At 69.7% G+C, this 21,809-nt stretch carries 18 protein-coding genes; 9 read left to right on the forward strand and 9 right to left on the reverse strand.

The genetic code is table 11. The features are described from left to right. The first annotated feature begins 26 nt into the window (after positions 1-26). Entirely contained in the window at positions 27-4,226 is a 4,200-nt protein-coding gene (locus NR798_RS18105) for a protein kinase (protein ID WP_375772730.1), read from the forward strand. Here the strand turns inward: NR798_RS18105 and NR798_RS18110 are convergent. Genes NR798_RS18110 through NR798_RS18135 form a run of 6 tightly spaced genes read right to left on the reverse strand, consistent with a single transcriptional unit; the run spans position 4,186 to position 9,908 of the window. Next, the gene (locus NR798_RS18110; protein WP_375772731.1) at positions 4,186-4,626 is read right to left on the reverse strand and encodes a DUF5360 family protein; all 441 of its coding nucleotides are present in this window, start codon (positions 4,624-4,626) and stop codon (positions 4,186-4,188) included. The two genes, NR798_RS18105 and NR798_RS18110, sit on opposite strands and share 41 nt — an antisense overlap. Continuing rightward, positions 4,623-5,876, reverse strand: coding sequence for an HlyD family secretion protein (locus tag NR798_RS18115; RefSeq protein WP_375772732.1), 1,254 nt, complete (start codon positions 5,874-5,876; stop codon positions 4,623-4,625). The genes NR798_RS18110 and NR798_RS18115 overlap by 4 nt, the downstream gene beginning before the upstream one ends. Beyond that, positions 5,877-6,593, reverse strand: coding sequence for an ABC transporter ATP-binding protein (locus NR798_RS18120; protein WP_375772733.1), 717 nt, complete (start codon positions 6,591-6,593; stop codon positions 5,877-5,879). Next, positions 6,590-7,714 carry an ABC transporter permease gene (locus NR798_RS18125; protein ID WP_375772734.1) on the reverse strand — a complete coding sequence of 375 codons (1,125 nt, stop codon included), beginning with the start codon at positions 7,712-7,714 and terminating at the stop codon, positions 6,590-6,592. The genes NR798_RS18120 and NR798_RS18125 overlap by 4 nt, the downstream gene beginning before the upstream one ends. Before the next feature lie 14 nt (positions 7,715-7,728). Next, positions 7,729-8,607 carry a class I SAM-dependent methyltransferase gene (locus NR798_RS18130; RefSeq protein ID WP_375772735.1) on the reverse strand — a complete coding sequence of 293 codons (879 nt, stop codon included), beginning with the start codon at positions 8,605-8,607 and terminating at the stop codon, positions 7,729-7,731. A 35-nt stretch (positions 8,608-8,642) separates the two neighbouring features. After that, positions 8,643-9,908, reverse strand: a complete 1,266-nt coding sequence (locus NR798_RS18135; protein ID WP_375772736.1) for an aminotransferase class I/II-fold pyridoxal phosphate-dependent enzyme — start codon at positions 9,906-9,908, stop codon at positions 8,643-8,645. Between the two features lie 322 nt (positions 9,909-10,230). Here NR798_RS18135 and NR798_RS18140 point away from each other — a divergent pair, with 322 nt between their 5' ends. From NR798_RS18140 to NR798_RS18150, 3 genes are all read left to right on the forward strand, one after another. Beyond that, positions 10,231-10,809 (forward strand): TIGR01440 family protein, encoded by a 579-nt coding sequence (locus NR798_RS18140; protein ID WP_375772737.1) that lies wholly within the window; start codon positions 10,231-10,233, stop codon positions 10,807-10,809. A gap of 87 nt (positions 10,810-10,896) precedes the next feature. Further along, positions 10,897-12,546: a serine/threonine-protein kinase gene (locus NR798_RS18145; RefSeq protein ID WP_375772738.1), complete on the forward strand. Its 1,650-nt coding sequence runs from the start codon at positions 10,897-10,899 to the stop codon at positions 12,544-12,546. 67 nt (positions 12,547-12,613) lie between these two features. Continuing rightward, positions 12,614-13,762, forward strand: coding sequence for a DUF3089 domain-containing protein (locus tag NR798_RS18150; protein ID WP_375772739.1), 1,149 nt, complete (start codon positions 12,614-12,616; stop codon positions 13,760-13,762). 18 nt (positions 13,763-13,780) lie between these two features. Here NR798_RS18150 and NR798_RS18155 read toward each other — a convergent pair whose 3' ends face one another. Next, positions 13,781-14,587: a cyclase family protein gene (locus NR798_RS18155; RefSeq protein ID WP_375772740.1), complete on the reverse strand. Its 807-nt coding sequence runs from the start codon at positions 14,585-14,587 to the stop codon at positions 13,781-13,783. Positions 14,588-14,661: 74 nt separating this feature from the next. Between NR798_RS18155 and aac(3) the strand changes: the two genes are divergently transcribed. From aac(3) to NR798_RS18180, 5 genes are all read left to right on the forward strand, one after another. Next, positions 14,662-15,471 carry an aminoglycoside 3-N-acetyltransferase gene (gene aac(3) / locus NR798_RS18160; RefSeq protein WP_375773786.1) on the forward strand — a complete coding sequence of 270 codons (810 nt, stop codon included), beginning with the start codon at positions 14,662-14,664 and terminating at the stop codon, positions 15,469-15,471. An 82-nt stretch (positions 15,472-15,553) separates the two neighbouring features. Further along, the gene (locus NR798_RS18165) at positions 15,554-16,054 is read left to right on the forward strand and encodes a DoxX family protein (RefSeq protein ID WP_375772741.1); all 501 of its coding nucleotides are present in this window, start codon (positions 15,554-15,556) and stop codon (positions 16,052-16,054) included. 84 nt (positions 16,055-16,138) lie between these two features. Then, entirely contained in the window at positions 16,139-17,194 is a 1,056-nt protein-coding gene (locus NR798_RS18170) for a DUF72 domain-containing protein (protein WP_375772742.1), read from the forward strand. Positions 17,195-17,281: 87 nt separating this feature from the next. Continuing rightward, positions 17,282-17,530, forward strand: coding sequence for a hypothetical protein (locus tag NR798_RS18175; RefSeq protein WP_375772743.1), 249 nt, complete (start codon positions 17,282-17,284; stop codon positions 17,528-17,530). Next, entirely contained in the window at positions 17,520-17,837 is a 318-nt protein-coding gene (locus NR798_RS18180; protein ID WP_375772744.1) for a Smr/MutS family protein, read from the forward strand. The genes NR798_RS18175 and NR798_RS18180 overlap by 11 nt, the downstream gene beginning before the upstream one ends. On the opposite strand, the gene NR798_RS18185 is transcribed toward NR798_RS18180, so the two are convergent. After that, positions 17,834-18,433 (reverse strand): alpha/beta hydrolase, encoded by a 600-nt coding sequence (locus NR798_RS18185; RefSeq protein ID WP_375772745.1) that lies wholly within the window; start codon positions 18,431-18,433, stop codon positions 17,834-17,836. The genes NR798_RS18180 and NR798_RS18185 overlap by 4 nt on opposite strands. A gap of 288 nt (positions 18,434-18,721) precedes the next feature. After that, positions 18,722-21,490 (reverse strand): SNF2-related protein, encoded by a 2,769-nt coding sequence (locus NR798_RS18190; protein ID WP_375772746.1) that lies wholly within the window; start codon positions 21,488-21,490, stop codon positions 18,722-18,724. Positions 21,491-21,809: the final 319 nt, after the last annotated feature.

The following is a 21,809-nucleotide window of genomic DNA, read 5'->3' on the forward strand; positions in this document are numbered from 1 at the left end:
AGCCCCGAGCGGGCTGGGAGCAGGCGATGAACAGGGACGCCAGTCAGACGGGCGAGCACCCACTCGTTCCCCGGGACAGTGCCGTGGACTCCGAGGAGCTGGAGCTAGAGGACTCCATCGATGCCTCCTTCGATTCCTTCCTGAGAGAGGTGGCGCAGGCCCCCATGCCGCTGCGATTGCCGAGACCTGGAGAGTGGCTGGGCGGCAAGGATGGCCGCCGGTTCGAGATCCTCGAGAAGATTGGCATCGGGGGCATGGGGCAGGTCTTCCGGGCGAGGGATCAGGAGCTGCAGCGCGTGGTGGCGCTCAAATTCCTCCTGCCCCGCGAGCAACTGGCGGACATGGCGATCCAGGAGGCCAGGGCCATCGCCCGGCTGGACCACGAGCACATCGTCCGCATCTTCGACGTCAGCGAGTGGGCGCCTCCGCACATGACGCTGCGCATTCCCTTCCTCGTCATGGAATGCCTGGAGGGCGAATCCCTGTCCGCGCTGATGCGGCGGGGGCGGGTGGAGCCCAAGCGCGCGCTGGAGGTGTTGCAGGGCGTCCTCTCGGGCCTCGCACATGCCCATGCCCACCACGTCATCCACCGCGATCTCAAGCCGAGCAACGTCTTCCTCACCCGGCAGGGCACGGTGAAGCTGCTCGACTTCGGCCTGGCACACCTCACCGCGGCCGGTGGCCCCTCGCAGGCCCTGCACCTGCCCACCGCGGGCACGCCCGTCTACATGGCCCCGGAGCAATGGGAGGGCGGGGCCCAGGATGCGCGCACCGACCTGTGGACCATGGGCGTGGTGCTCTACGAGATGCTGACCGGTGAGCTGCCCTGGCCGTACGCCACGCTCGCGGAGCTGCGGCAGTTGGTGCTGTCGGACGAGCCCGCGCCCCTGTTGCGCTCGCGCCAGCCCGAGCTGCCGAGGGAGCTGGAGGCCTTCGTGGCCATGGCCCTGGCCAAGGAGCCGGAGAAGCGCTTCCAGTCGGCGCGGGAGATGGCGGAGGAGCTGAGGGAGCTGCGGACGCGGCTCGGCTTCGTCCCGGGAGAGCAGAAGGCCCGGGTGCCCCGGCGCCGGCAGGTGACGCTGGTGTGCTGCCTGCTCACGGGGACGAATGGGAACGCCGAACCGCTCGATGCCGATGCGCTCGGCGAGCTGGAGGCGGCCTTCCACCGCAAATGCGTGGACACCATCCACAAGCACGGGGGCACCATCGCCCTGTTCCTGGGCCGCGAGGTGCTCGCCTGCTTCGGCACCCCCCGCATGCGGGAGGACGACGCGGAGTGCGCGGTGCGTGCGGCGCTGCTGCTGACGGGCACCCTGCCCAGGGCACTCCAGCGGGCCCTGGCGCACCTCTCCCTGGGCGCGTTGAACGTGAAGGTGGGCGTGCACACGGACCTGATGGTGCTGGGCGAGCATTCACCGGACCCCCGGGAGCAGCGGGCGGTGGCCATCCAGGGCGAGGCCCCCCAGGTGGCGGAGTGGCTCGCGAGGCAGGCCGCGCCCGGCGAGGTGCTCGTCGGCGGCACCACCTGGCGGCTGGTGGGGGGAAGCTTCGAGACGGAGTCGCGCGGTGCCCACTCCTTCGATGGGCTGGCCGGGACGTCGGCCCTGGAGACCTGGCGCGTGGTGCGCGAGCGCGAGGCCCTCTCCCGCTTCAACCGGGCCCTCACCGCCCGCGGGCTCACGCCGCTGGTGGGCCGCGAATACGAGCTGCGGCGGTTGTCGGAGTGGTGGGAACTCGCCCGGGCCGGCCAGGGCAGCTGCGTGTTGCTCACCGGCGAGGCCGGCATCGGCAAGTCCCGCCTCCTCCAGGAGTTCTTGCAGCGCATCCCTCCGAAGAGCGCCTACCATCTGCCCTCCCAGTGCTGGCCGCGCTTCACCTCCGGCGCGCTCCTGCCGGGCTTCGAGGTGTTCAAGCACCACCTGCTCCACGTCTCCCCGGAGAGCGACCCGCGCGCCCAGCTGGAGCAATTGGAGCAGCGGCTGGGGGGCGAGTTCGGCATGAGCCGGGAGCACGTGCAGGTCATCGGCCTCTTCCTCCACCTGCCCGTGGCCGAGGATGCCGTGGTGCGCCAGCTCACGCCCGAGCGGCGCAAGGAGCTGACCTTCGAGGCGCTGGAGGATCTGCTGCGGCGGATGTCGAAGGACCGCCCGGTGCTCGTCACCGTCGAGGACATGCACTGGGCCGACTCCTTCGTGCTGGAGCTCTTCGACTATCTGCTCGAGCACATCGAGCGGGAGCGGATCCTCATCGTCCTCACGGCCCGGCCCGAGTTCCAGCCGCCCTGGGCGCTCCGGCCCTGGTTCAACCGGCTGCTGCTCGACCGGCTCGGCCCCGAGCTCGCCACGGATCTGGTGCAGGCGGCGGCCGGGAACAGGCCCCTGCCCGCGGAGCTGGTCCGAGAGCTGGCGAAGCGATCGGACGGCGTCCCGCTCTTCATCGAGGAGATGATGCGCATGGTGGTGGAGCGGGGCGGCCGGCCGGAGCTGCCGGGCACCCTCCCGGCCACCCTGCACGAGCTGCTCCTGGCTCGGCTGGACCTGATGCCCACGCGCCAGCGGGCCCTGGTCCGGATGTGCTCGGTGGTGGGGCGCGACTTCTCCCTCGAGCTGCTCCTGGTGCTCACGCGCAGCGACGAGTCCATGCTCAAGCGCGAGCTCGCCGGGCTCCTCCGCGGGGGGCTGCTCCAGGAGCAGCGGGATGCGACACGGGCCCGGAAGCCGGCGTTCCGGTTCCGCCATGCGCTCCTCCAGGACGCGGCCTACGCGTCCCTGTCCTGGCGCGAGCGGCGGCACTACCACCGGCGCCTCGCCCGCATCCTCCAGGCGCGCTTCGGCCACGAGGTGGCGTCGTGCCCCGAGGTCATCGCCCACCACCTCACCGCCGCGGGCAACCACGAGAAGGCCATCGAGTGGTGGCTGCGTGCCGGGCAGCTCGCCCAGACGCGCTCCGCCGCACACGAGGCGGTGACGTACCTCACCCAGGCGTTGACCCTGCTGCGCGGCCTGCCGGATGCGGACCAGCGGGCCGCCGAGGAGTTGCGGATCCTCCTGTCCCTGGGCACGCCCCTCTACCAGCTGCAGGGGTACGGCTCGCCCGAGGCGGAGCGGACCTACGCCCGGGCCTGGGAGCTCCTCGAGCAACTGGGCGATGCGCTTCCGCCGGGCCATCTCTCCTATGCGGGGTGGTTCTCCTGGCACTTCACGCGGGCGGAGTTCTCGCGCTGCCAGGCGTTGGGCGAGCGGCTGGTGCGCCTGGGCGAGCGCCACTCCAGCCCGGAGCTGCTGATGGAGGGCAGCCATCTCATGGTGTACGACTTCCTCGTCTCGGGACGGGTGCGCACCGCCGTGGAGTACGCCGAGCGCGCGATGGCCTATGCCTCCCAACTGGAGAGCGAGCCGGTCTCCCCCGAGGAGGATCTGCAATTGACCGCCCCTCGTATCGCCGCCCTGGCTTTCGCGTCCATGCCCTGCTCGCTGCTGGGCATGCCGGAGCGGGCGCGGCGGTACACCGCGAGGGCGCTGGAGCGGGCGGAGCAGCTCGGCCACCCGTACACGCTCGCCTACTCCCTGACGTACGCGGCCGTGGCCAGTGAGATACGCCAGGAGCCCGCGAGCGCCCTGACGTGGGCCGATCGCGCCGTCTCCCTCTCCAGCGAGCGCAGCTTCGAGCTGTGGCGGTTGTGGTCCTCCAGCATCCGGGGCTGGGCGCTGGCCGAGCTGGGACAGCCCCAGGAGGGCTTGGAGCTGCTCCAGCGGGAGCTCGATCGCTGGTGGGCCTTCGGCGTCCTCCTGGGAAGGAGCTTCACCCTGCGCCTGCTCGCGGAGGTCCACCTGAAGCTGGGGCAGACGGGGCTGGGGCTCCAGCGGGTGCAGGCGGCCCTGGACGTCATCAAGAAGACGGGGGAGCACGTCTACGAAGCCGAGCTGCATCGCCTGCGGGGCGAGCTGCTGCGGGCCCGCGGGAAACCGCACGAGGCGCGGTATTGCTTCGTCCAGGCCCTGGCGGTGGCCCGTCACCAGGAGGCGGGCACGTACGAGGCGCGGGCGGCGGTGGGCCTGGCCCGCCTGCTGCTGGAGGGTGGAATGCAGGACAAGGCCCTGCGGCTGCTGAAGCGGCTCGGCGAGCGGTTGGATCTGAGCCCGGATGCCTTCGACTTCCAGGAAGCCAGGGGCCTGCTGGAGCGGCTCACGCACGGGGCGGTGGCGGCACCTCCCGCCGGTCCCTAGGCGCGCGCCGGGGTTCATCCCCGCCCAGGCACGCGGCCCGGAGGAAGAAGAGCGGGTAGAGGAGCAGGAAGAGGTTGGGCGTCCACCAGGCCCAATCGAAGTCACGCCGGACGACCCAGAACGCAATCGCCTGCAGTCCGGAAGAGAAGGACAGGGTCAGCATCACCAACGCGGCCTGGGAGGCGAGCCGGTGGCCCCGTCTGCGCAGCCAGAAGCTCGACAAGCCGGCCGCGCAGATGAACAGGTCCAGGGGGAGGAACGACCAGTTCCACGCCGCGATGGCGGGGTCATGGTAGTCCTTGAACAGGTAGGCCTCCGGGAGGAGGTGCAGGAGCGTCACGGCCCAGTAGGCGAGAAAGCCCACCGCCACACCCAGGAAGCACGAGTCCATCCGTTTCATGGCCTGCCTCCCGCCGGGGACGGGGCCTGGTGCCTCCGGACCCGGGTGCCCGCCTTCACTCCGAGAACCTCGACGCGCTCGTCATCGAATGCGCCCAGGGCGACTGGAACCTCGCGAGTCCCCAGCAACCCGGGGACCTCCACGACCGGCTTGCCCTCGTGCACGCGGATCGCATCGTGCGGAACGGCGGCCTCCACGCGACGCCCCGGCAGCTCGATCCAGGCCTCCAATTGCTGCGCATACAGCAGGGGAGGCGTCCCTTCGCGCTCGCTGGTCTCGACCCAGACGGTGCGCACGGGCCGCTCGGCGCGGATGCGCGCCTCCTCGGCTCCAATCCGCCGCGGCTCGAGCTTGTCATTGAGCCGGACGATCCGCCCACGGCCCAGGGACTCCTTGCCGCCCGGCAACCGGATGGAGACGGAGAGCCCGGGCTGGATGCGCAGGGCATCCGCCTCCTCCACCTCGACGCGCAGCTCGAACCGGGACATGTCCGCCAGCTCGAACACGGGGGGCTGCGTCCCCGTCTGGGCCGAGGTGAGGGTGTCCCCCGGGTCGATCCGCCGTGTCAGCACCACCCCGTCGATGGGAGAGACGAGCCGCGCCATCTCGACCTCATGGCGCGCCTGGCGGCGGGCGGCTTCCATCGCGGTGACCCGTTGGCGGGCGGCGCGGACCTCCTCGGGCCGTCCTCCCCGCAGGGCCTGCTTCAAGCGGGCCTCGGCCGCATCGAGCCGCGCCCGGGCGACCTGATACGCGGAGCGGGATTCCACCACGGTGACCTGGGGCACGGTGCCTTGCTTCCCCAGGTACTCGTGGCGCTGGAGCCGGTCCTCCGCCAGCGCGAGCTCATTGCGGGCCACGCTCAGCTCGGCTTCGAGCACCGCGCGCTCCTCGGGACGGGGGCCTTGCGTGACGGCCCGGGCCTCCTCGGCGATGGCCTGCGTCTCCGCTGCCCGCCGCTGGAGCTCCACATCCAGCGCGGTATCGACCTCGGCCAGCACCTGTCCGGCCTTCACCCGGTCTCCCTCCCGGACGTAGACCTTCCGGACCCGTCCATTGGTCCAGACGGGAATCTCCACGACGCCTTCGCGGGGCACTGGCATCGCCCGGGCGACGAGATGGGCGGTCAGCACCTCCTCTCGCGCCTGGACCACCTCCGGCCCGCTCCCGGGCAGTGTGCTCCAGAGCCCCACGCCCACCAACCCCACCACCACCAGCCCCCAGGTCTTGATGCGCTTTCGCATGGTCATTCACACCGGCTGCTTCCAGTGCCCTCCACGGACGCGCAGGATGCGTCCGTCCTCGATTTCCACGACCCGATCCGCGAAGTGCTCCAGGCGGTGATCGTGCGTGACGATCACCACGCTCCGTCCGGGGGTGACGTGCCGCCGGAGCAGGTTCATGACGGACATGCCCGTCTCGCTGTCCAGGGCCGCCGTCACTTCGTCCCCGATGATGAGCGCGGGCTCATGGGCGAGCGCGCGCGCGATGGCGACCCGCTGCTTCTGGCCACCCGACAGCTCGCCGGGGCGCGAGTGCAGCCGCTCACCCAGCCCCACCTTCTCCAACACGTTCCGCGCCAGCCGCCGGGCCTCGTTCCGCTCCATCCCTTTCAAGCGCAGCACCTCGGCCACGTTGTCGTGCGCGGTGAGGGCGGGGAAGAGGTTGTAGTGCTGGAAGATGAACCCCACGTGCTCGCGCCGCACCTGGGTGGCCACGGCCTCGGGCCTGCCGGAGATCCGCGTCCCGCACAGCTCCACCTCGCCTTCCGAGGGGCGCATCAGTCCGGCGAGGATGGAGATCAACGTCGTCTTCCCGGAGCCGGACGGCCCCATCACCAGGACCAGCTCGTCCGCGGTGAGGGTGAGCGAGATTCCCTTGAGCACTGGCGCCGCCAGGGCTCCCTCGCCAAACACCTTGATCACCCCACGGGCCGCCACCAGCGGCCGTCCCGTTTCCCCGGTCATTTGAACACCTCCGTCGCATCCAGCCGCAGGAGGGTGCGAACGCTGGTGAGGCTGGCGATCACACACATGAGCACCATGGCCCCCAGGCCCAGCACGAGCACGCCTGGAGAGAGGACCACCCGCAGGCCAAGCCCGGAGGTCAGCTCCCTCACCAGCAGGGAGAGCGCCGTGCCCGCGCTCCCACCGAGCACCCCCAGCAGCAGGGTCTGCCACGCCACGAAGCCGACCAGCTCACGGCTGGAGGCGCCCACGGCCTTTAGCGTGGCCAGCTCCCGGACGTGATCCTTCACCAGCGAGTACAGCGTCTGTCCGACGATGACGATGCCCACCAGCACGCCGAGCAGGGCATTGAAGGCCAGCGCGATGCCCGCCCCAGCCCGGCCCACCCAGTAGTCCTGGGTGATGCGCGTGAAGCCCTCCATGGTGCGGGCCTGCAGCTCCGGGTGCGCCTCGATCCGCTGCATGAAGCTGGCGGTGCAGCCGGGGTTCTCCAGGTCGACGACCCAGTAATACGTCTGGTCTTGTTGGAGTCCTACCAGGCGCTGCGCGTTGGAGAAGCTCGTCAGCACATACGGCGTCAGGGAGAAGGGCCGGATGCCATGGCTGAGCCCCGACACGTAGACCGTCTGCCCCGAGACCTCCAGGGAGGCGCGCAGGGGATCTCCCTGGATGCCGTAGTGCGCGATGTCGCCGTCATCGATGGCGACCCGCAGGGGCGCATCCAACGCCTGCGGAAGCCCTCGGACCAGCTCCCAGGGGACCGCCGAGCCGTCGGGAGGCTCGTAGCCGACCAGGGTGGACAGATCCAGCGTCCCGGTCTCCTTGCGCACGGGGACGTAGGTGACCACCACGCCCCGTACCTCACGCACACAGGGTTGCGACTCCACGAACGCCCGGGTTCCCGCGGAGAGGGGCTCTCCGTACTCGGCCACCATGGTGCCGCGCGCCATCACCCAGGCATCCCCGCCGATGTGCTGGATGATGGCGGAGGCGTTCTCCAGGAAGCCCATGTAGAGCCCCATCTGGACGAGCGCCAGCGTCGTCGCGAACGTGATGCCCACGAGCGCGGCGAGGAACCGGGCCCGCTCGAAGGTCAGCGTGATGAGTGCGATGCGTCTCATGGCCGGCCGTCTCTTCACTCCCCGCGGGCGATGAGCGCGCAGAAGTCATGCCGCACCTCGACGCCCCCACCCGTCGCGAACGAGCGGTCCGCCAGCTGGACGAACGTCTCCAGGACCTGGTCCACCTGGGCCTTGTCGAGCGAGTCCAGGAAGCCCGAGGAGGCCCCTGACTTCACCATGTAGTCCACGATCTCCCGGCCATTGCGGCAGGGCACCGCCATGCCCCCCTCCCAGGCCTCCTGGACATGCAGGCCGGCGCGCCGCGCCTCGCGCACGAGCTGCTTCTGGCCGTGCGGCAACGCGATGTGCATCCGTTTCACCAGGGCCTCGGGATGTCTGGCCATGGCGCTCGTGAACAGCCGGGACACCGAGCGCAACGTGGAGGCCGTGTTCTCCACCACCCCGAGGAAGCCCCCCGGTTTCAGCACTCGCCGCGCCTCGCGCATGAAGGCGTCGAGCTCCAGGTAGCAGACGCCCCATACACAGACCACGCCATCGAGGCTGTGGTCCGGCGTGGTCCGCAGGAAGCTCAACACGTCGGCGTGGACGAGCCTGGCGTTCGTGAGCCCCGCGGCGCTCAGCTGCTCCTGGTTGCGTGCCAGCATGCCCTGGGACAGGTCCACCCCGATGACGTAGCCCTGGGGGCCCACCCGCTCCGCCAGATACCGGGTGGCGAAGCCGGTGCCACACGCCAGGTCCGCCACCGTGCTCCCTTCCCGGATGGGAAGTCTGTCCAGCAGTTGCATGGCGCACTTCCCGAGACACAGGGCGTAGTACGCGTCATAGGTCGCGGCGGCGTTGTCATAATCCGCCGTCTGGTTCGCGTCCTCGGCACCGAGCTGAACGAGCGCGCCGCGGACGAGGAGTCTGACAGTTCCAAATGCATTCATCATGGTCTGGGACCTCGGGTTCAAACGGGTGCAAGACTTCAAGCCGACTTCCGGAGCGGCACCTGCCCGCCCGGCCGTGCGAGCTGGACCGGGACATAGGAGGACGGCCGCGTCCGCGGGATGAGCCCCAACCGGCGCCCGAGCCGCTCGAAGGCCTCGAGGACGCGATCGAGCTGCGCATCGGTATGGGTGGCCATGTAGCTGGTGCGCAACAACTCGCGGCCCGCCGACACCGCCGGAGGGGTGACCGGGTTGGTGAAGATCCCCTCCTGGAAGAGCGCCTTCCAGAGGGCGAAGCACCTCATCCGGTCACCGATCATCACCGGGATGATGGGGGTGACCGAGCCGCCCGTGTCGTAGCCCATGGCGCGCAGGCCGTTGTGCATCTTCTCGGCGATATCCATCAGCCGGGTGACGCGCTCGGGCTCCTCCTCGAGGATCTCCAGGGCCTTGAGCGCGGCGGCCGCGCACGGGGGCGGCAGGGCGGCGGAGAAGATGACCGATCGCGCCTTGTGCCGGATGTAATTGATGACCCTGGCCGGGCCGGCGATCACCCCACCCAGCGAGGCGAAGCTCTTCGAGAAGGTCCCCGTCACCAGGTCCAGCTCGTCCTCGAGCCCGAAGTACTCCGCGGTGCCGCGGCCCTTGGCGCCGAGCACGCCCATCGCATGGGCATCATCAATCACCACGCGGGCCCCGTACTTGCGCGCCAGCGCGAGGATCCCCGGCAGGTCGCACACGTCACCATCCATGGAGAAGACGCCATCGGCGACAATGAGCTTACCGACGGCGGGATCGGACCCAGCCAGCAGCTCCTCCAGGTGCGCCATGTCGTTGTGCCAGTACCGCTGTTCAATCCCTTGCGACAGGCGCAGGCCATCCACCAGCGACGCGTGATTGAAGCGATCCGCGAAGACGATGTCGCCGCGGTCCGGGAGCGCGGAGATGGCGGCGAGGTTGGTCTGGAAACCCGTGGAGACCACCATCGCGGCCTCGCGCCGCAGGAACCGGGCCAGCTTCGCCTCCAGCTCCTCGTGCAGGGCGAGCGTTCCGTTGAGCAGCCGCGAGCCCGAGGCCGTCGTCCCGTACCGTTGGATGGCATTGAACGCGGCTTCCTTCACCCGGGGGTCCGCCGACAGCCCGAGGTAGTTGTTGGAGCCGATCATGATCATCCGGCGGCCCTGGACGGAGACCTCGGTGGCGCCGTACGACGCCTCGATGGCCTGGTAGAACGGATACAGGTCCATCTCCTTGGCGAGGTCAGCGTCCTTCCATTCAACGCACTTCGTGAAGACGTCACTCATAAGCCCTCCCAGAGGCCGCCGTGGCCAGGCGCGGAGTCTGTCCACCCTCATGGGGGGAGGACTCGACCCGCGCTGGTGACGGCTCAGGCGGGGCTCCAACGCGTTTCGCGAGGGCTCATCGATTGCTTCGCGCGTTGCGGCCCATAAGCGGAGGAGCGCGCTGGCTCCTATTCCAGAAGCCGGCCTCCCGGCGGATACCGGTCCCTGGGGGAGAAGGGGGCTTCACCGCTCGCCCGCCGGCTTCCCCATCGGCCTCCAGCCGCTGCGGACCCCGTCACGTGTGCGGGGCGTGCTGTCCATCCATGAGAAGGGAGGTGAGTGCATGGACAGGCCACGGCAGCTGGAAGCCATCCGCCCGCGGATGGAGCAGCTCCTCCGGGAGTTGGTGCGGGTGGGAGACATCAAACCCGGGCAATTGGTCGTCATCGGGACCAGCACCAGCGAGGTGCTGGGGGAGCGGATCGGCACTTCCGGCACCGAGGCCGTGGCGAAGCCTCTGTTCGAGGCGGTGGAAGCGGTCCGGGCCGAGGCCGGCTTCTCTCCGGTCTACCAGTGCTGCGAGCATCTGAACCGGGCACTGGTGATGGAGCGTGAGGCGATGGAGCGGTACGGACTGGAGCAGGTCTCGGTCATCCCCGTTCCCCATGCGGGAGGTGCCATGGCCTCCTATGCGCATGCGCACCTGAAGGATGCCGTCGTGGTGGAGACGGTCGCCGCGCACGCGGGCGTGGACATCGGCGGCACGCTGATCGGCATGCACCTGAAGCGGGTGGCGGTTCCGCTGCGCCTCTCCATCCGCTCGATCGGGCAGGCCCATGTGCAGGCGGCGTTCACCCGGCCCAGGCTGATCGGCGGCGCGCGCGCCGTCTACGCGCAGCCAGGCGTCAGCGCCGCCCTCTGAGCACGTCACCAATCACAATGGATGGCGCGCGGATGCCGTAACACGGACTCGCCTTGCCGTCCCGGCTCCCCGAGAATGGGGCCGCGCATGCTTCAGACTCATCGTTCAGCCACCCTGGCGCCAGTCGGCACCCAGATGCTCGCCGAGCTCCTCCGGGAGGATGTCGCCGCCCGGGAAGCCTCCGTGACCGCCTTCAACAGCGGGGTGTCCTTCTTCTTCCTGCTGTGCGCGGTGGGCCAGGGCCCGCAGATCGGATGGCCCCGGGCCTTCGCCATCATCGGCAGCTGCGCGGTGTATGCCCTGTACTACGGGTGGCTGTCCCGGGTGCTGCGGCGGGGGTGGTTCCACCCGGCCATCTGCTGGATCAACGTCTGTCTGGAGACCGGCGCCGGCGTGTGGCTCTTCGCCTACGACATCGTCTTCGCGGATGCCGAGCAGGCGCTGTCCAACCCCGCGGCCGTCCTCTGGAGCACGCTCATCGTGCTCGCGGCGCTGCGCTCCAAGCGCCTGGCGATCTTCGCGGGATGTCTCGTGGCCGCCGAGATGCTGCTGCTCTACTTCTTCGTGGCCCTTCCCCGGCTGCCCCCGACCGTGCCGGTGATGTTCTCGCCGCCCCTCATGGTGCAGCGCGCCGTCTACTACTTCATCACGGGTGGCATGGCGGCGATGGTGGCCGGTCACATCACGCGCAAGGCCGAGGCGGCCCTTCACGCCATCCGCGCCAAGGATCTGCTGGGCAAGTACTTCCTCCACGAGCGGCTGGGCGTGGGAGGCATGGCCGAGGTGTTCCGTGCCACCTACAGCCCGGAGGGCGGCTTCGAGAAGGTGGTGGCCATCAAGCGCATCCTCCCGGCCTACTCGCAGGACGAGGACTTCGTGACGCTGTTCCGCCGCGAGGCGGAGCTGGGCTCGCTGCTCAACCACCCCAACATCATCCAGGTGCTCGACGTGGGCCGCTTCGCGGACACCTACTTCATGGCCATGGAGCACATCGAGGGCGTGTCCCTGCGCGAGCTGCTCAAGAGCCATGGGCCCCTGCCGCCAGCGGTGGTGGCGTACATCGGGGCCGAGCTGGGCGGGGCGCTCGACTACGTGCACCGGCGCACCTCGAGCAATGGCGTGCTGCTGCGGCTCGTCCACCGGGACGTCAATCCGCCCAACATCCTCCTGTCGCGCATTGGCGAGGTGAAGCTGGGGGACTTCGGGGTGGCGCGGGTGGCCATCCACGTCAGCCTCACCCAGGCGGACCGGGTGCGCGGCAAGCTGGGCTACCTGGCGCCGGAGCAGGCCCGGGGCGAGCCCTTCGACGGACGCGCGGACCTGTTCGCGCTCGGCGCCACGCTGCACGAGGCCCTCACGGGCCGGCCCCTCTTCAAGGGGGAGGACATCGCCGAGCGGCTGAAGCCCACCCCTCCCGCGTCGCTCCTGCCGCCCTCGGCCTTCCGCACGGACGTACCTCCGGAGCTGGACGCCGCGATCATGGACCTGCTCCAGTGGCGCAGCGAGGAGCGCACCCTCAGAGGGCAGCGGCTGCGCGAGCAGCTGTGCGCGCTGACGGGAGCGAACGCGCCCTATCCCCATGGACAGGAGGCCCTCGCCCGGCTCATCCAGGAGGCGCTGGTGCTCCAGGCGCAGCCGGTGGCCCCGGGCAACGAGGTGCCCGGCATCGCGGGCTCCCCGCAGTCCCGGGGCGAGGAGGAGCCCACGGCCGTCCTGGAGATGGAAAAGAGCGTGTAGGCCGGTGGTGGGGCAGGCGGGCGCCGCTGCTTTGACAGGGAGCGGCCGGCCTTCCTATCGTCCTTTGATGCTGAACAGGTTCCAGCGCATCCTCCTCGTCACGATCGCGGTGTGCGCCCTGCTGCTGGTGCTCCTGGGGATGAACTTCGGGTCCATCTTCCTGTGGTCGGTCACCCCGAGGATTCCGTTCAGCGAGGCGAAGCCTCCCGCTCCGCCCGATTACGCCCAGCCCTCCGCCTGGAGCGCGCTGCCCGGGCTGCAAGACCTCGCGGACACGGTGCCGCCGTCGAGCCCGGGCGTGGATCAATCCCAGGCGCCCGTGGACGTCTTCTACATCCACCCCACCACGTACGTTGGCGGCGAGTGGAACGGGCCGGTGGATGACGCCAGCCTCAACGCGGCGACCGACCGGGTGGCGACGCTCATCCAGGCGAGTGCCTTCAACGCCTGTTGCGCCATCTACGCGCCCCGGTACCGGCAGGCGAACATGACGGCCTTCACCGGGCAGGATGAACAGGGATTGGCCGCGGTGGACCTCGCCTATCAGGACGTCGCCGCGGCGTTCCGCTACTGGCGGGAGACCTACAATCGCGGCCGGCCCTTCATCCTCGCGTCACATAGCCAGGGGACGGTGCATGCCAGACGTCTCCTGCGCGAAGCCGTGAGCGGGACGCCGGTCCGGCAGCAGCTCGTCGCCGCGTATCTGGTGGGGATTCCGATGGCGGAGGGTTCTCTCCAGCAGACCCTTCCCGACATTCCCATCTGCACGTCGCCGGAGCAGACCGGCTGCCTCATCGGCTGGAACGCACGCGGCCCCGGCTACACGGAGCGGATCAAGGTGCGCGAGCCCGTGACGGACGCGGCGTCCGCGTCGGGCCCCTCCCTCTGCGTGAATCCCCTGACCTGGCGGCACGACACGGAACTGGCTCCGCCGGAGCGGAACGCAGGCGCCGTGTTCCTCGAGGCGGACCCACCCTACCAGGTGCGGCCGGGGCTCACCGGTGCGCAGTGCAGGAAGGGGAGGCTGGAGGTCCTCGTCGGCGAACACCTGCCGCGCGACTTCATGAGCCGGCTGCTCGACCATGCGCTCGGCCCGGGCAACTACCATCCCATCGAGTTCCAGCTTTTCTACATGAACATCCGCCGCAACGCGGCCGAGCGGGTCGCGGCGTTCCTCCGCACGAGCGCCATCGTGAACACCCGGGCCGAGCCGTAGCCCCGCGGTTCAGGAGCTTCAACCTGGCGGTAGCACCGCGACGATCCGCAGCGGGCCTCCCGAGCCGCCGCGGATCTTCATCGGCAGCGCGAGGATGAGCGCGCCGCGAGGGGGGAGCTGCTCCAGGGCCGCCACGTTCTCGAAGGCGGGGATGTCCGCCTTCATGAGGACCTGATGGGCGATGAAGTCCTTGGACGGCCCGTGGTCGACGCTGGCCGTGTCGATGCCGACGGCGGCGGCCTGCCGCTCCACGAGGGCCTCGGCGGCCTCCCGGGAGATGCCCGGGAAGTGCAGCTTCGAGGCATCTCCGGGCGTGTCATCGCCGAGGTACTGCTTCTTTCCGGGCCAGCGGCTTCCCCAGCCGGTCCGCACCAGGACGATGGTTCCGGGCTCGATGCGGCCGTGCTCCTTCTCGAACGACTCGACGTGCGCGGGCTGGAGCAGGGCATCCGGATCCTTCGCCGCGTCGGCCGAGATGTCGATGACGACCCCGGGCGCGATGAGGCGCTCCAAGGGGAGCTGCTCGGCCGTCATCTTCCCCTCGGCGAAGTGGATGGGAGCATCCAGGTGCGTTCCTCCGTGCTCGGGGGCGCACAGCGTGTTGGATGCGTAGAAGTAGCCGCCAGGCGTCATGCCGTGGCTCAACTGCTTCAGCTCGAAGCCGGACGGCGAGGTGGGCCAGTAGGGCGTGTTTTCGTCGAAGGCGTAGGTCAGGTCCACCAGTCGCGCTCCCTCGGGAAGGAGCCTGGAGGAGGGGAGGGTGGCCCTCCCCATGCAACCGAGCGACGTGAGCATCCACAGGCTGATGATCCAGTGCAGCTTCATAGGTCTGCTCCCTGTTGGTTCGGCATGGAGCCGGGATGATGCCTCCATGGGTTGCCCGCTGTAATCTGGCCTGCATGCCGGATGCCGCCCTCTTTCGAACACGCGACTCCTTGCGAGGGGATCTCGAGCGGTTGGGAGTCCGTCCCGGAGACATCGTCATGGTCCACGCGGCCATGAGCCGGGTCGGACGCTTGTTGAACGGGCCCGATGCGTTGATCGGCGCACTCCTCGATGCGTCGAGCCCGGGGGGGACGCTCCTCGCCTATACCGACTGGGACGCCCGCTACGACGAGCTGTTGGATGAGGACGGACGGGTCCCCGAGGAATGGCGCCCCCATGTGCCGCCCTTCGATCCAGCGGCCTCGCGTGCGATCCGGGACAACGGCGTGTTGGCCGAGTTCGTCCGCACCTCGCCCGGTGCCCGGCGCAGTGGCAGCCCGGGCGCGTCGATGGCCGCGATTGGTGCGAGGGCGGAGTGGCTGACGGCGGAGCATCCGCTGGACTACGGCTATGGCGAAGGCTCGCCCCTCGCGAAGCTGGTGGCCGCTGGTGGCAAGGTGTTGATGGTAGGGGCACCGCTCGACACCATGACCCTGCTCCACCATGCCGAGCATCTGGCGCGCATTCCGGGCAAGCGCATCCGCCGCTACGAGGTGCCCTTCGCCACCCCCACGGGGACGCAGTGGCGCATGGTCGAGGAGTTCGACACCTCGGATCCGGTCGTCGAGGGCCTCGAGGAGGACTACTTCGCCACCATCGTCACCGAATTCCTCGCGACGGGCCGGGGCGTGCAGGGGCTCATCGGCGAGGCGCCGAGCACGCTCGTCGATGCCGCCGCCATCACCGCGTTCGCCGTCGGCTGGCTGGAAGCCCGCTTCGGCTGAGGGTCCGATCTTTTTTCGGCCCCACCGATGAGTTTTTCCGGTCGCGGGAGTCCAAGCCTCGAAACCACTTTTCGGAGGCCTCATGAGCGCGACCTACACCCTGACCCATCCCCCCTTCTCCGGTAACACCCAGGAGGCGGGCAACCCGGCGAACGCCGCCGCGCCGGGCGCGCGGTCCTCGAAGACGGCGCTGTGGACGGGGCGCGTCCTGAGCGGCCTCGCCGTCCTCTTCATGCTGTTCGACGCCACCCTCAAGGTGCTCGAGCTGCCCGTTGCCGTGCAGGGGACGACCCAGCTCGGCTACCCCGAGAGCGTGGTCTTCGGCCTCGGCGTCGTTCAGCTGGTGTGCCTGGCCGTCTACCTCTTCCCTCGGACCTCGGTGCTGGGGGCCGTGCTGTGGACCGGCTACCTCGGGGGCGCGATCGCCACCCACGTCCGGCTCGGCAACCCGCTCTTCAGCCACATCCTCTTTCCCACCTATGTCGCGGCGTTCCTCTGGCTCGGGCTCTGGTTGCGCGATGAACGGCTCCGCGCCGTCCTCCCGTTCCGGACCACGAAGATGGACCCCAAGGCCGCCCAGTAGCCCGGCGGGCGCGTGGCAGCGACTTGACCTTGGAAGTTCGGCCGGTCCGGCTTACTCTAGGAATAGAGTACGCCGGAGCGCGCCATGCCAGACCGTGACCCCTCCCAGCTCGATCTCTTCACCGGGGCCCCCAGCCCCACGCCGCCCCGAGGGCGCCGCCGGGGGCACGAGGAGCCCGTGGGCCCCGCCGAGCAGCCCGAGGACGTCAGGGCGCTCGGGGAAGGGCTCCACCCGGGGCTCTACCTGGGCACCTCGTCCTGGACCTTCCCGGGCTGGACGGGGCCGGGGCTCGTCTACGACCGCGAGGCCACCCCGGCGCGCCTCTCCCGCGAGGGGCTCGCCGCCTACGCCCAGCACCCCGTGCTGCGCACCGTGGGCGTGGACCGGACCTTCTACGCCCCCATTCCCGCCTCGGCCTTCACCGAGTACGCCGCCCAGGTGCCTCCGGGCTTCCGCTTCCTCGTGAAGGCGCACGAGGCCTGCACCCTCTCGCGCTGGCCCGTGCACGTGCGCTATGGCGACCTGAGAGGTCAGCCCAACAACCGCTTCCTCGATGCCGCCTACGCGCGCGACCTCGTGGTGGCGCCCTTCGTCGAGGGGCTGGGTGAGAAGGCCGGGCCGCTCGTCTTCCAGCTCCCGCCGCAGGATCCGAATGACCTGGGCGGGGCGGGGCCCTTCGTGGAGCGGCTGCACGCCTTCCTCTCCGCGCTGCCCCGCGGCCCCCTCTACGCCGTCGAGCTGCGCAACGAGTCGCTGCTGACGGAGGCCCTGGCCCAGGCGCTCGCGGACACTGGCGTCTGCCCCGTGCTCGCCGCCTGGAAGAACATGCCTCCCGTGGAGCGTCAGGCCGTGCGGCTGCGCGCCCTGCAGGCCCCGGCCCTCGTGGTGCGTTGGATGCTGCCGCCCCACCTCGACTACGAGGAGGCTCGCAAGCGCTACTTCCCCTTCGACAAGCTCGTGGAAGAGGACGTGCGCACCCGCGATGCCATTGCCCGCGTCAGCACCGCCGCGCTGCGCTCCGGCCGGCCCGTCTTCGTCACGCTCAACAACAAAGCGGAAGGCAGTGCACCCCTTTCCGCCGTGCTTCTGGCGCGAAGCGTCATGTCACGCACACGAAACATGCCCAGTGTGGACTCTTGATCCATCCAGGTGTGCGTCTATGGTGTGGCATGTAGGATCAAAAACACCCCGTTGGACTGAGCACGCAGCTTGCTTGGAAGGGCGGTCATGAGATCGGTCCTGGTTGCAGCGCTCGTGGCACGCATGACAGCGGCCGGAGGGGCGGGCGCTGGTGTCGAGGAAGAGGCGCGACGCCAGCAAGCCGGCAACACCTGGGAAGACGTGCGTAAACATTTCTCCACCCTGCGTAACGAGATTTCCACGCTGGAGTCCGAGTTCCGAGACGCCGAGACGCGTCACAAGGTCGCGGCCCAGCGCCAGCAGGAGGAGCTGGAGCGCGTGCGTCGTGGCCGCTGAGCAGGACCCTGGCGACGAGTTCGATCCCGAAGCACCCGTCGAGCTCCCCCTGGATGGGAACCTCGACCTGCACCTGTTCCACCCGCGCGACGTCAAGGACGTCGTCACCGAGTACCTCTGGGCCTGCCGTCAGAAGGGTGTACTCGACGTCCGCATCATTCACGGCAAGGGCTCGGGCGCGCTGCGGCGCACCGTGCAGTCCCTCCTCCCCCAGCTGCCCGAAGTGGAGTCGTTCCGCTCCGCCTCCGAGCGCGATGGCGGGTGGGGCGCCACCTGGGTCCGCTTGAGGCCGCTGCCGCCCGGTTAGTGGACCGTCCCCTCCAACCACCAGTGCACCGCCTCGCGCATCATCTCCTCGGGGACGACGTGTGGCCCGTCGAACTCGCGGTAGTTCACGTCGTAGCCGGCGCGCTCGAACACGCGCGCCAGCCGGCGGCTGCACCGGTCGATGGGGAGCACCTGGTCCTGGGTCCCGTGGCTCATGAAGATGCGCGGCGTGCCCAGCTTCCGGGGTGGCACGGCGAAGCCCGGGGAGAAGGCGATGACGTGCTTGAACAGGTCCCCATTGCCGAGCCCCAGGGAGAGCGCGTACGAGGCTCCGTCCGAGAAGCCTCCGATGGCCACCCGGGCGGGGTCCACCGCGTAGCGCTCGAAGGTGTGCGCGAGCGCCTCGTCGAGCGCGTGCACGTCCGGCCCGAAGTCCTCCACGATCACATCCCAGGTGGGGCCCTGCGAGCCCGGCGCCAGGAGGAGCAGGTTCTCGTCATCGGCCAGGGGCTGGAGCAGCTCCAGTCCGTGCCGGGCCGAGCCTCCCGCTCCATGGAAAAGCACCGCGAGCGCGGCGGGCTGGTCCGGCTCGTAGCCGGGGGGCACGTAGAGGATTCCATCGTGTCCGAGGCTCACGCCGAGGGGATGCAGGCCCACCGAGGCCCCTGGGGTCCGGGGGGTTCCTGGTTGCGCCCGTAGACGCCCCGCCCGTGCGGAACGCCAGGACTCGTCCTGCCGTCCGGTTTCCCCCTTCTGCCTGTTGCTCATGGGCTTGCTCCTCCGTGCGTCACCGGCCGCTCGTCCTTCCGGGCACAATCTGTGCCCGCCCGGTCCGCGAGGACGATCCGCGGGAGCGTACAAGACGAGTGCCTGGACGCACGCCTGCTCCTGGCATTCACGTCCGTCCGGACGGGAACCCGGGAATTACGACAGCCAGAAGTAGGCGGAGGCGATGAGCGAGCGCTTCTCGGCCACCTTCGACTTGTTGGCCAGGTCCGCCACCTGCCGGTCCTTCGCCGCGTAGCGCTTCTCCTCCTCGTTGCGCAGCGAGGCCAGCTTCTTGCGGTACTCGCGCTCCAGCCGCTCCGCATGCCCGCGTGCCTTCACCCGCTCGGCGGGGTCTTCCTGCGCGCACACCACCTTGCGCGCCTCCTGCCAGGCCTCGCGCGCCTTCTCCACCTGCTCGCGCGACTCCAGCAGGCAGTCCTCCGCGTACCGGTCCGCCCGCTCCCGCGCCAGGTCCATCTCCAGCGCGTTGCGCCGCTCCGCCGCCCGGAGAATCTCCTCCTTGGCCGCCATCAGCGCCTGCTCCTGCATCAGCGACACCGACACCGGGGGAGGCTGCCGGCGCCGCTCCTCCTTGGCCGCCAGCTTCACGAAGTGCTCGCCATCCGCGAGCGGCAGCGCCCGGAAGCTCTTGCCGTCCCGGTCCAGCACCAGCACCAGGTGCACCATCTTCTCTTCGGCCTTCAGGCCCGTCGTCTCGAACTTGTAGACGAACCACCAGCCCTCGCTGCCCGCCAGCCGGGCCAGCCGCGCCGGCAGTCCCGCCGCGTTGAGCTGCAGGTAGTTGATGGCGTCGTGCGTCCGGTCCCGCACCGCGTAGGCGGCCTTGGCCACCTGGAGCCGGCCCGAGGCGCTGCTGTTGCCCAGCACCGAGCCCGTGAGCGCCTTGGCGCCCTGCTGGCGCTTCTCCAGCGCCTCCTTCGTCACCGCCCCGGCCATGCGCAGCCGCCGCCGCACGTCGCCGTCGAAGCGCTCCATCAGCGTCGAGCGCGCTTCCGTCATCCGCGCGCTGATGCGCCCCTCCATGTCCGAGCGCAGCTTGTCGAAGGCCTTGTTGATGTCATCCGGGTGGCGGCAGGACTGGTAGATGTCCAGGATGCGCCGCTCGAAGTCCACGCCGCTCTCCAGCGCGCCGAGGATCTCGTCCGACGCGCCGAACACGCCGTCGAAGAGGTTCAGCTTCTTCTCCAGCAGCTCGTACAGCCGCGCGTCCGCGGCGTTCTGCCGGTTGAGGAAGTTGATGACGAGCACGTCGCGCTGCTGGCCGTAGCGGTGGCAGCGGCCGATGCGCTGCTCCACCCGCTGCGGGTTCCACGGCAAGTCGTAGTTCACCACCAGGTTGCAGAACTGGAGGTTGAGCCCCTCGGCGCCCGCCTCGGTGCAGATGAGGATCTGCGTCTTGTCGCGGAACTCGTTCACCAGTGCGCGGCGCTCCTCGGGGCCACCCGCGGCGTCACCGGAGAGCAGGGAGATCTTCCCCGCGTAGCCGTTGGCCGACAGCAGGTTGAAGAGGTACTGCTGCGTGCGCTTGGACTCGGTGAAGATGAGCGCCTTCTCCGGCCAGCCCTGGCCCTTCATCACCTTGAAGGTGCGATCCAGGGCGCGCTTGAGGGCCTCGCCCTTGGCGTTCACCTTGATGGAGTCGGCCAGGTCCGCGTACTGCTTCAGCTCCCACTGCTCGTTCTCGAGCGTGCGGATGCTGACGGGCTTGGCGGGATCATCCGCCCACTCCTCGCCCTCCTCGACGTACTGCTTGGCCTCCTCGGGCTCGAAGAGCGCCAGGGCCCGCTGGCCCAGCTTGGCCGCCTCCAGGCGCTTGGCGAGGTTGTCGGAGAGCCGGCGCAGGGTGGGGGCGATGGCGTAGGTGGAGGAGGCCAGCAGCTTGCGGTAGCAGAGCGTGAGCAGCGTCTTCTTGCCCGGCTCGATGGCCGCGACCTCGGAGCGCTGCAGGTACTCGCTGACCTTCTCGTAGAGGTCCTGCTCCTCGGGCGAGGGCGCGAAGTCCTCCACGATGGAGCGGCGGTTGGTGTAGCGCACGTACTCGCGCACCTGGCGGCGCAGCGTGCGCTGGACCACCGGAGCCAGCCGCTCCTTGAGCTCGTTGACGGCGTCCGTCTGCAGCCCGCCCGTCTCGGCCTCCAGCCGGTAGCGGCTGCGGAAGGCGTGCTCGGGGCCGAGGATCTGCTCGTCCAGGAGCGTCACCAGCCCGAACAGCTCCATCAAGTCGTTCTGCAGGGGCGTGGCGGTGAGCAGCAGCTTGGGCCGGCCGCTGAGGGCGGAGCGGAGCGCCTGGCCCGTCTTGTGGCCCGCGCGGTAGGCGTTCCGCAGACGGTGGGCCTCGTCGATGATGACGACGTCCCAGGGGATCTCCGCCACCAGCTGCGCCTTGTTGGCGGCGAACGGGTGCGAGCAGATGACGGGGAAGGGCTGATCGAAGCAGTTGCCCGTGGCGCGCACCGTGCGGCCATCCACCATCACCGACTCGAGATCGAACTTCTCGCGCAGCTCGCTGTTCCACTGCGCCCGCAGCACGGCCGGGGCGAGGATGAGGATGCGCGTCTTCCCCTCGGCCACGAGCTGGGCGAGGACCATGCCCGCCTCGATCGTCTTCCCGAGCCCCACCTCGTCCGCGAGCATGCAGCCGCCGCGCGAGAGCGAGTCCAGCGCGAAGCACGCGGCCTCGAGCTGGTGGGGGTTGAGATCGACCTTGGCCTCGGCGAGCGCTCCCGCGAGCCGCTCGCGCGAGTCCGAGCTCTTGATGGTGAGCTCCTCGGCCAGCAGACGCTCGTGGAAGGGCGTCAACGGCTGTGACTGCTGCTCAGCGTTCGCGCGGACCTCCGTCCCCGACACCGCCGCCGCATCCACCGCCACCCGCAGCTCCCTGAACTCCCTCGCGACCTCCGGCAAGACCCTCTCCCTACCGTACGAAACGTGCTCGCACAGGCGTGTAGCACGAAAGAGGGGCCATTTTGGGAAGTGCGATCGCTCTGTAAAGGGGGTCTTGTCCGAAGCCGAAAAATCGGCTCCGGAGCGATTGGCACGCTTTTTCTTCGGGAGCGGCGCCGCCGGAGCGTGTGCGGGGGGGGGCGGAGCCGGGGGACTTGACGGAGGGCGAGGGGGTCATCCACGCCGCTCCGTGCAGATGGGTGTTGACGGGGGCGCGGCCGGGGCTCCTCGCGGGAGCCCGCACCCCGAGTGCACCGGAATCCCTAAAGTGTGAGAGCCG

This window comes from Archangium gephyra (assembly GCF_042230915.1).
Taxonomy (GTDB): domain Bacteria; phylum Myxococcota; class Myxococcia; order Myxococcales; family Myxococcaceae; genus Archangium; species Archangium gephyra_B.

What these genes read in the sequence shown, in the direction of transcription:
- NR798_RS18150 (WP_375772739.1), top strand. Translation starts at nt 12,614, where the DNA reads ATGCTGAACAGGTTCCAGCGCATCCTCCTCGTCACGATCGCGGTGTGC.
- NR798_RS18125 (WP_375772734.1), bottom strand. Translation starts at nt 7,714, where the DNA reads ATGAGACGCATCGCACTCATCACGCTGACCTTCGAGCGGGCCCGGTTC.
- NR798_RS18105 (WP_375772730.1), top strand. Translation starts at nt 27, where the DNA reads ATGAACAGGGACGCCAGTCAGACGGGCGAGCACCCACTCGTTCCCCGG.
- NR798_RS18170 (WP_375772742.1), top strand. Translation starts at nt 16,139, where the DNA reads ATGCCAGACCGTGACCCCTCCCAGCTCGATCTCTTCACCGGGGCCCCC.
- NR798_RS18145 (WP_375772738.1), top strand. Translation starts at nt 10,897, where the DNA reads ATGCTTCAGACTCATCGTTCAGCCACCCTGGCGCCAGTCGGCACCCAG.
- NR798_RS18155 (WP_375772740.1), bottom strand. Translation starts at nt 14,587, where the DNA reads ATGAAGCTGCACTGGATCATCAGCCTGTGGATGCTCACGTCGCTCGGT.
- NR798_RS18115 (WP_375772732.1), bottom strand. Translation starts at nt 5,876, where the DNA reads ATGACCATGCGAAAGCGCATCAAGACCTGGGGGCTGGTGGTGGTGGGG.
- NR798_RS18130 (WP_375772735.1), bottom strand. Translation starts at nt 8,607, where the DNA reads ATGATGAATGCATTTGGAACTGTCAGACTCCTCGTCCGCGGCGCGCTC.
- NR798_RS18110 (WP_375772731.1), bottom strand. Translation starts at nt 4,626, where the DNA reads ATGAAACGGATGGACTCGTGCTTCCTGGGTGTGGCGGTGGGCTTTCTC.
- NR798_RS18140 (WP_375772737.1), top strand. Translation starts at nt 10,231, where the DNA reads ATGGACAGGCCACGGCAGCTGGAAGCCATCCGCCCGCGGATGGAGCAG.
- NR798_RS18120 (WP_375772733.1), bottom strand. Translation starts at nt 6,593, where the DNA reads ATGACCGGGGAAACGGGACGGCCGCTGGTGGCGGCCCGTGGGGTGATC.
- NR798_RS18175 (WP_375772743.1), top strand. Translation starts at nt 17,282, where the DNA reads ATGAGATCGGTCCTGGTTGCAGCGCTCGTGGCACGCATGACAGCGGCC.
- NR798_RS18135 (WP_375772736.1), bottom strand. Translation starts at nt 9,908, where the DNA reads ATGAGTGACGTCTTCACGAAGTGCGTTGAATGGAAGGACGCTGACCTC.
- NR798_RS18165 (WP_375772741.1), top strand. Translation starts at nt 15,554, where the DNA reads ATGAGCGCGACCTACACCCTGACCCATCCCCCCTTCTCCGGTAACACC.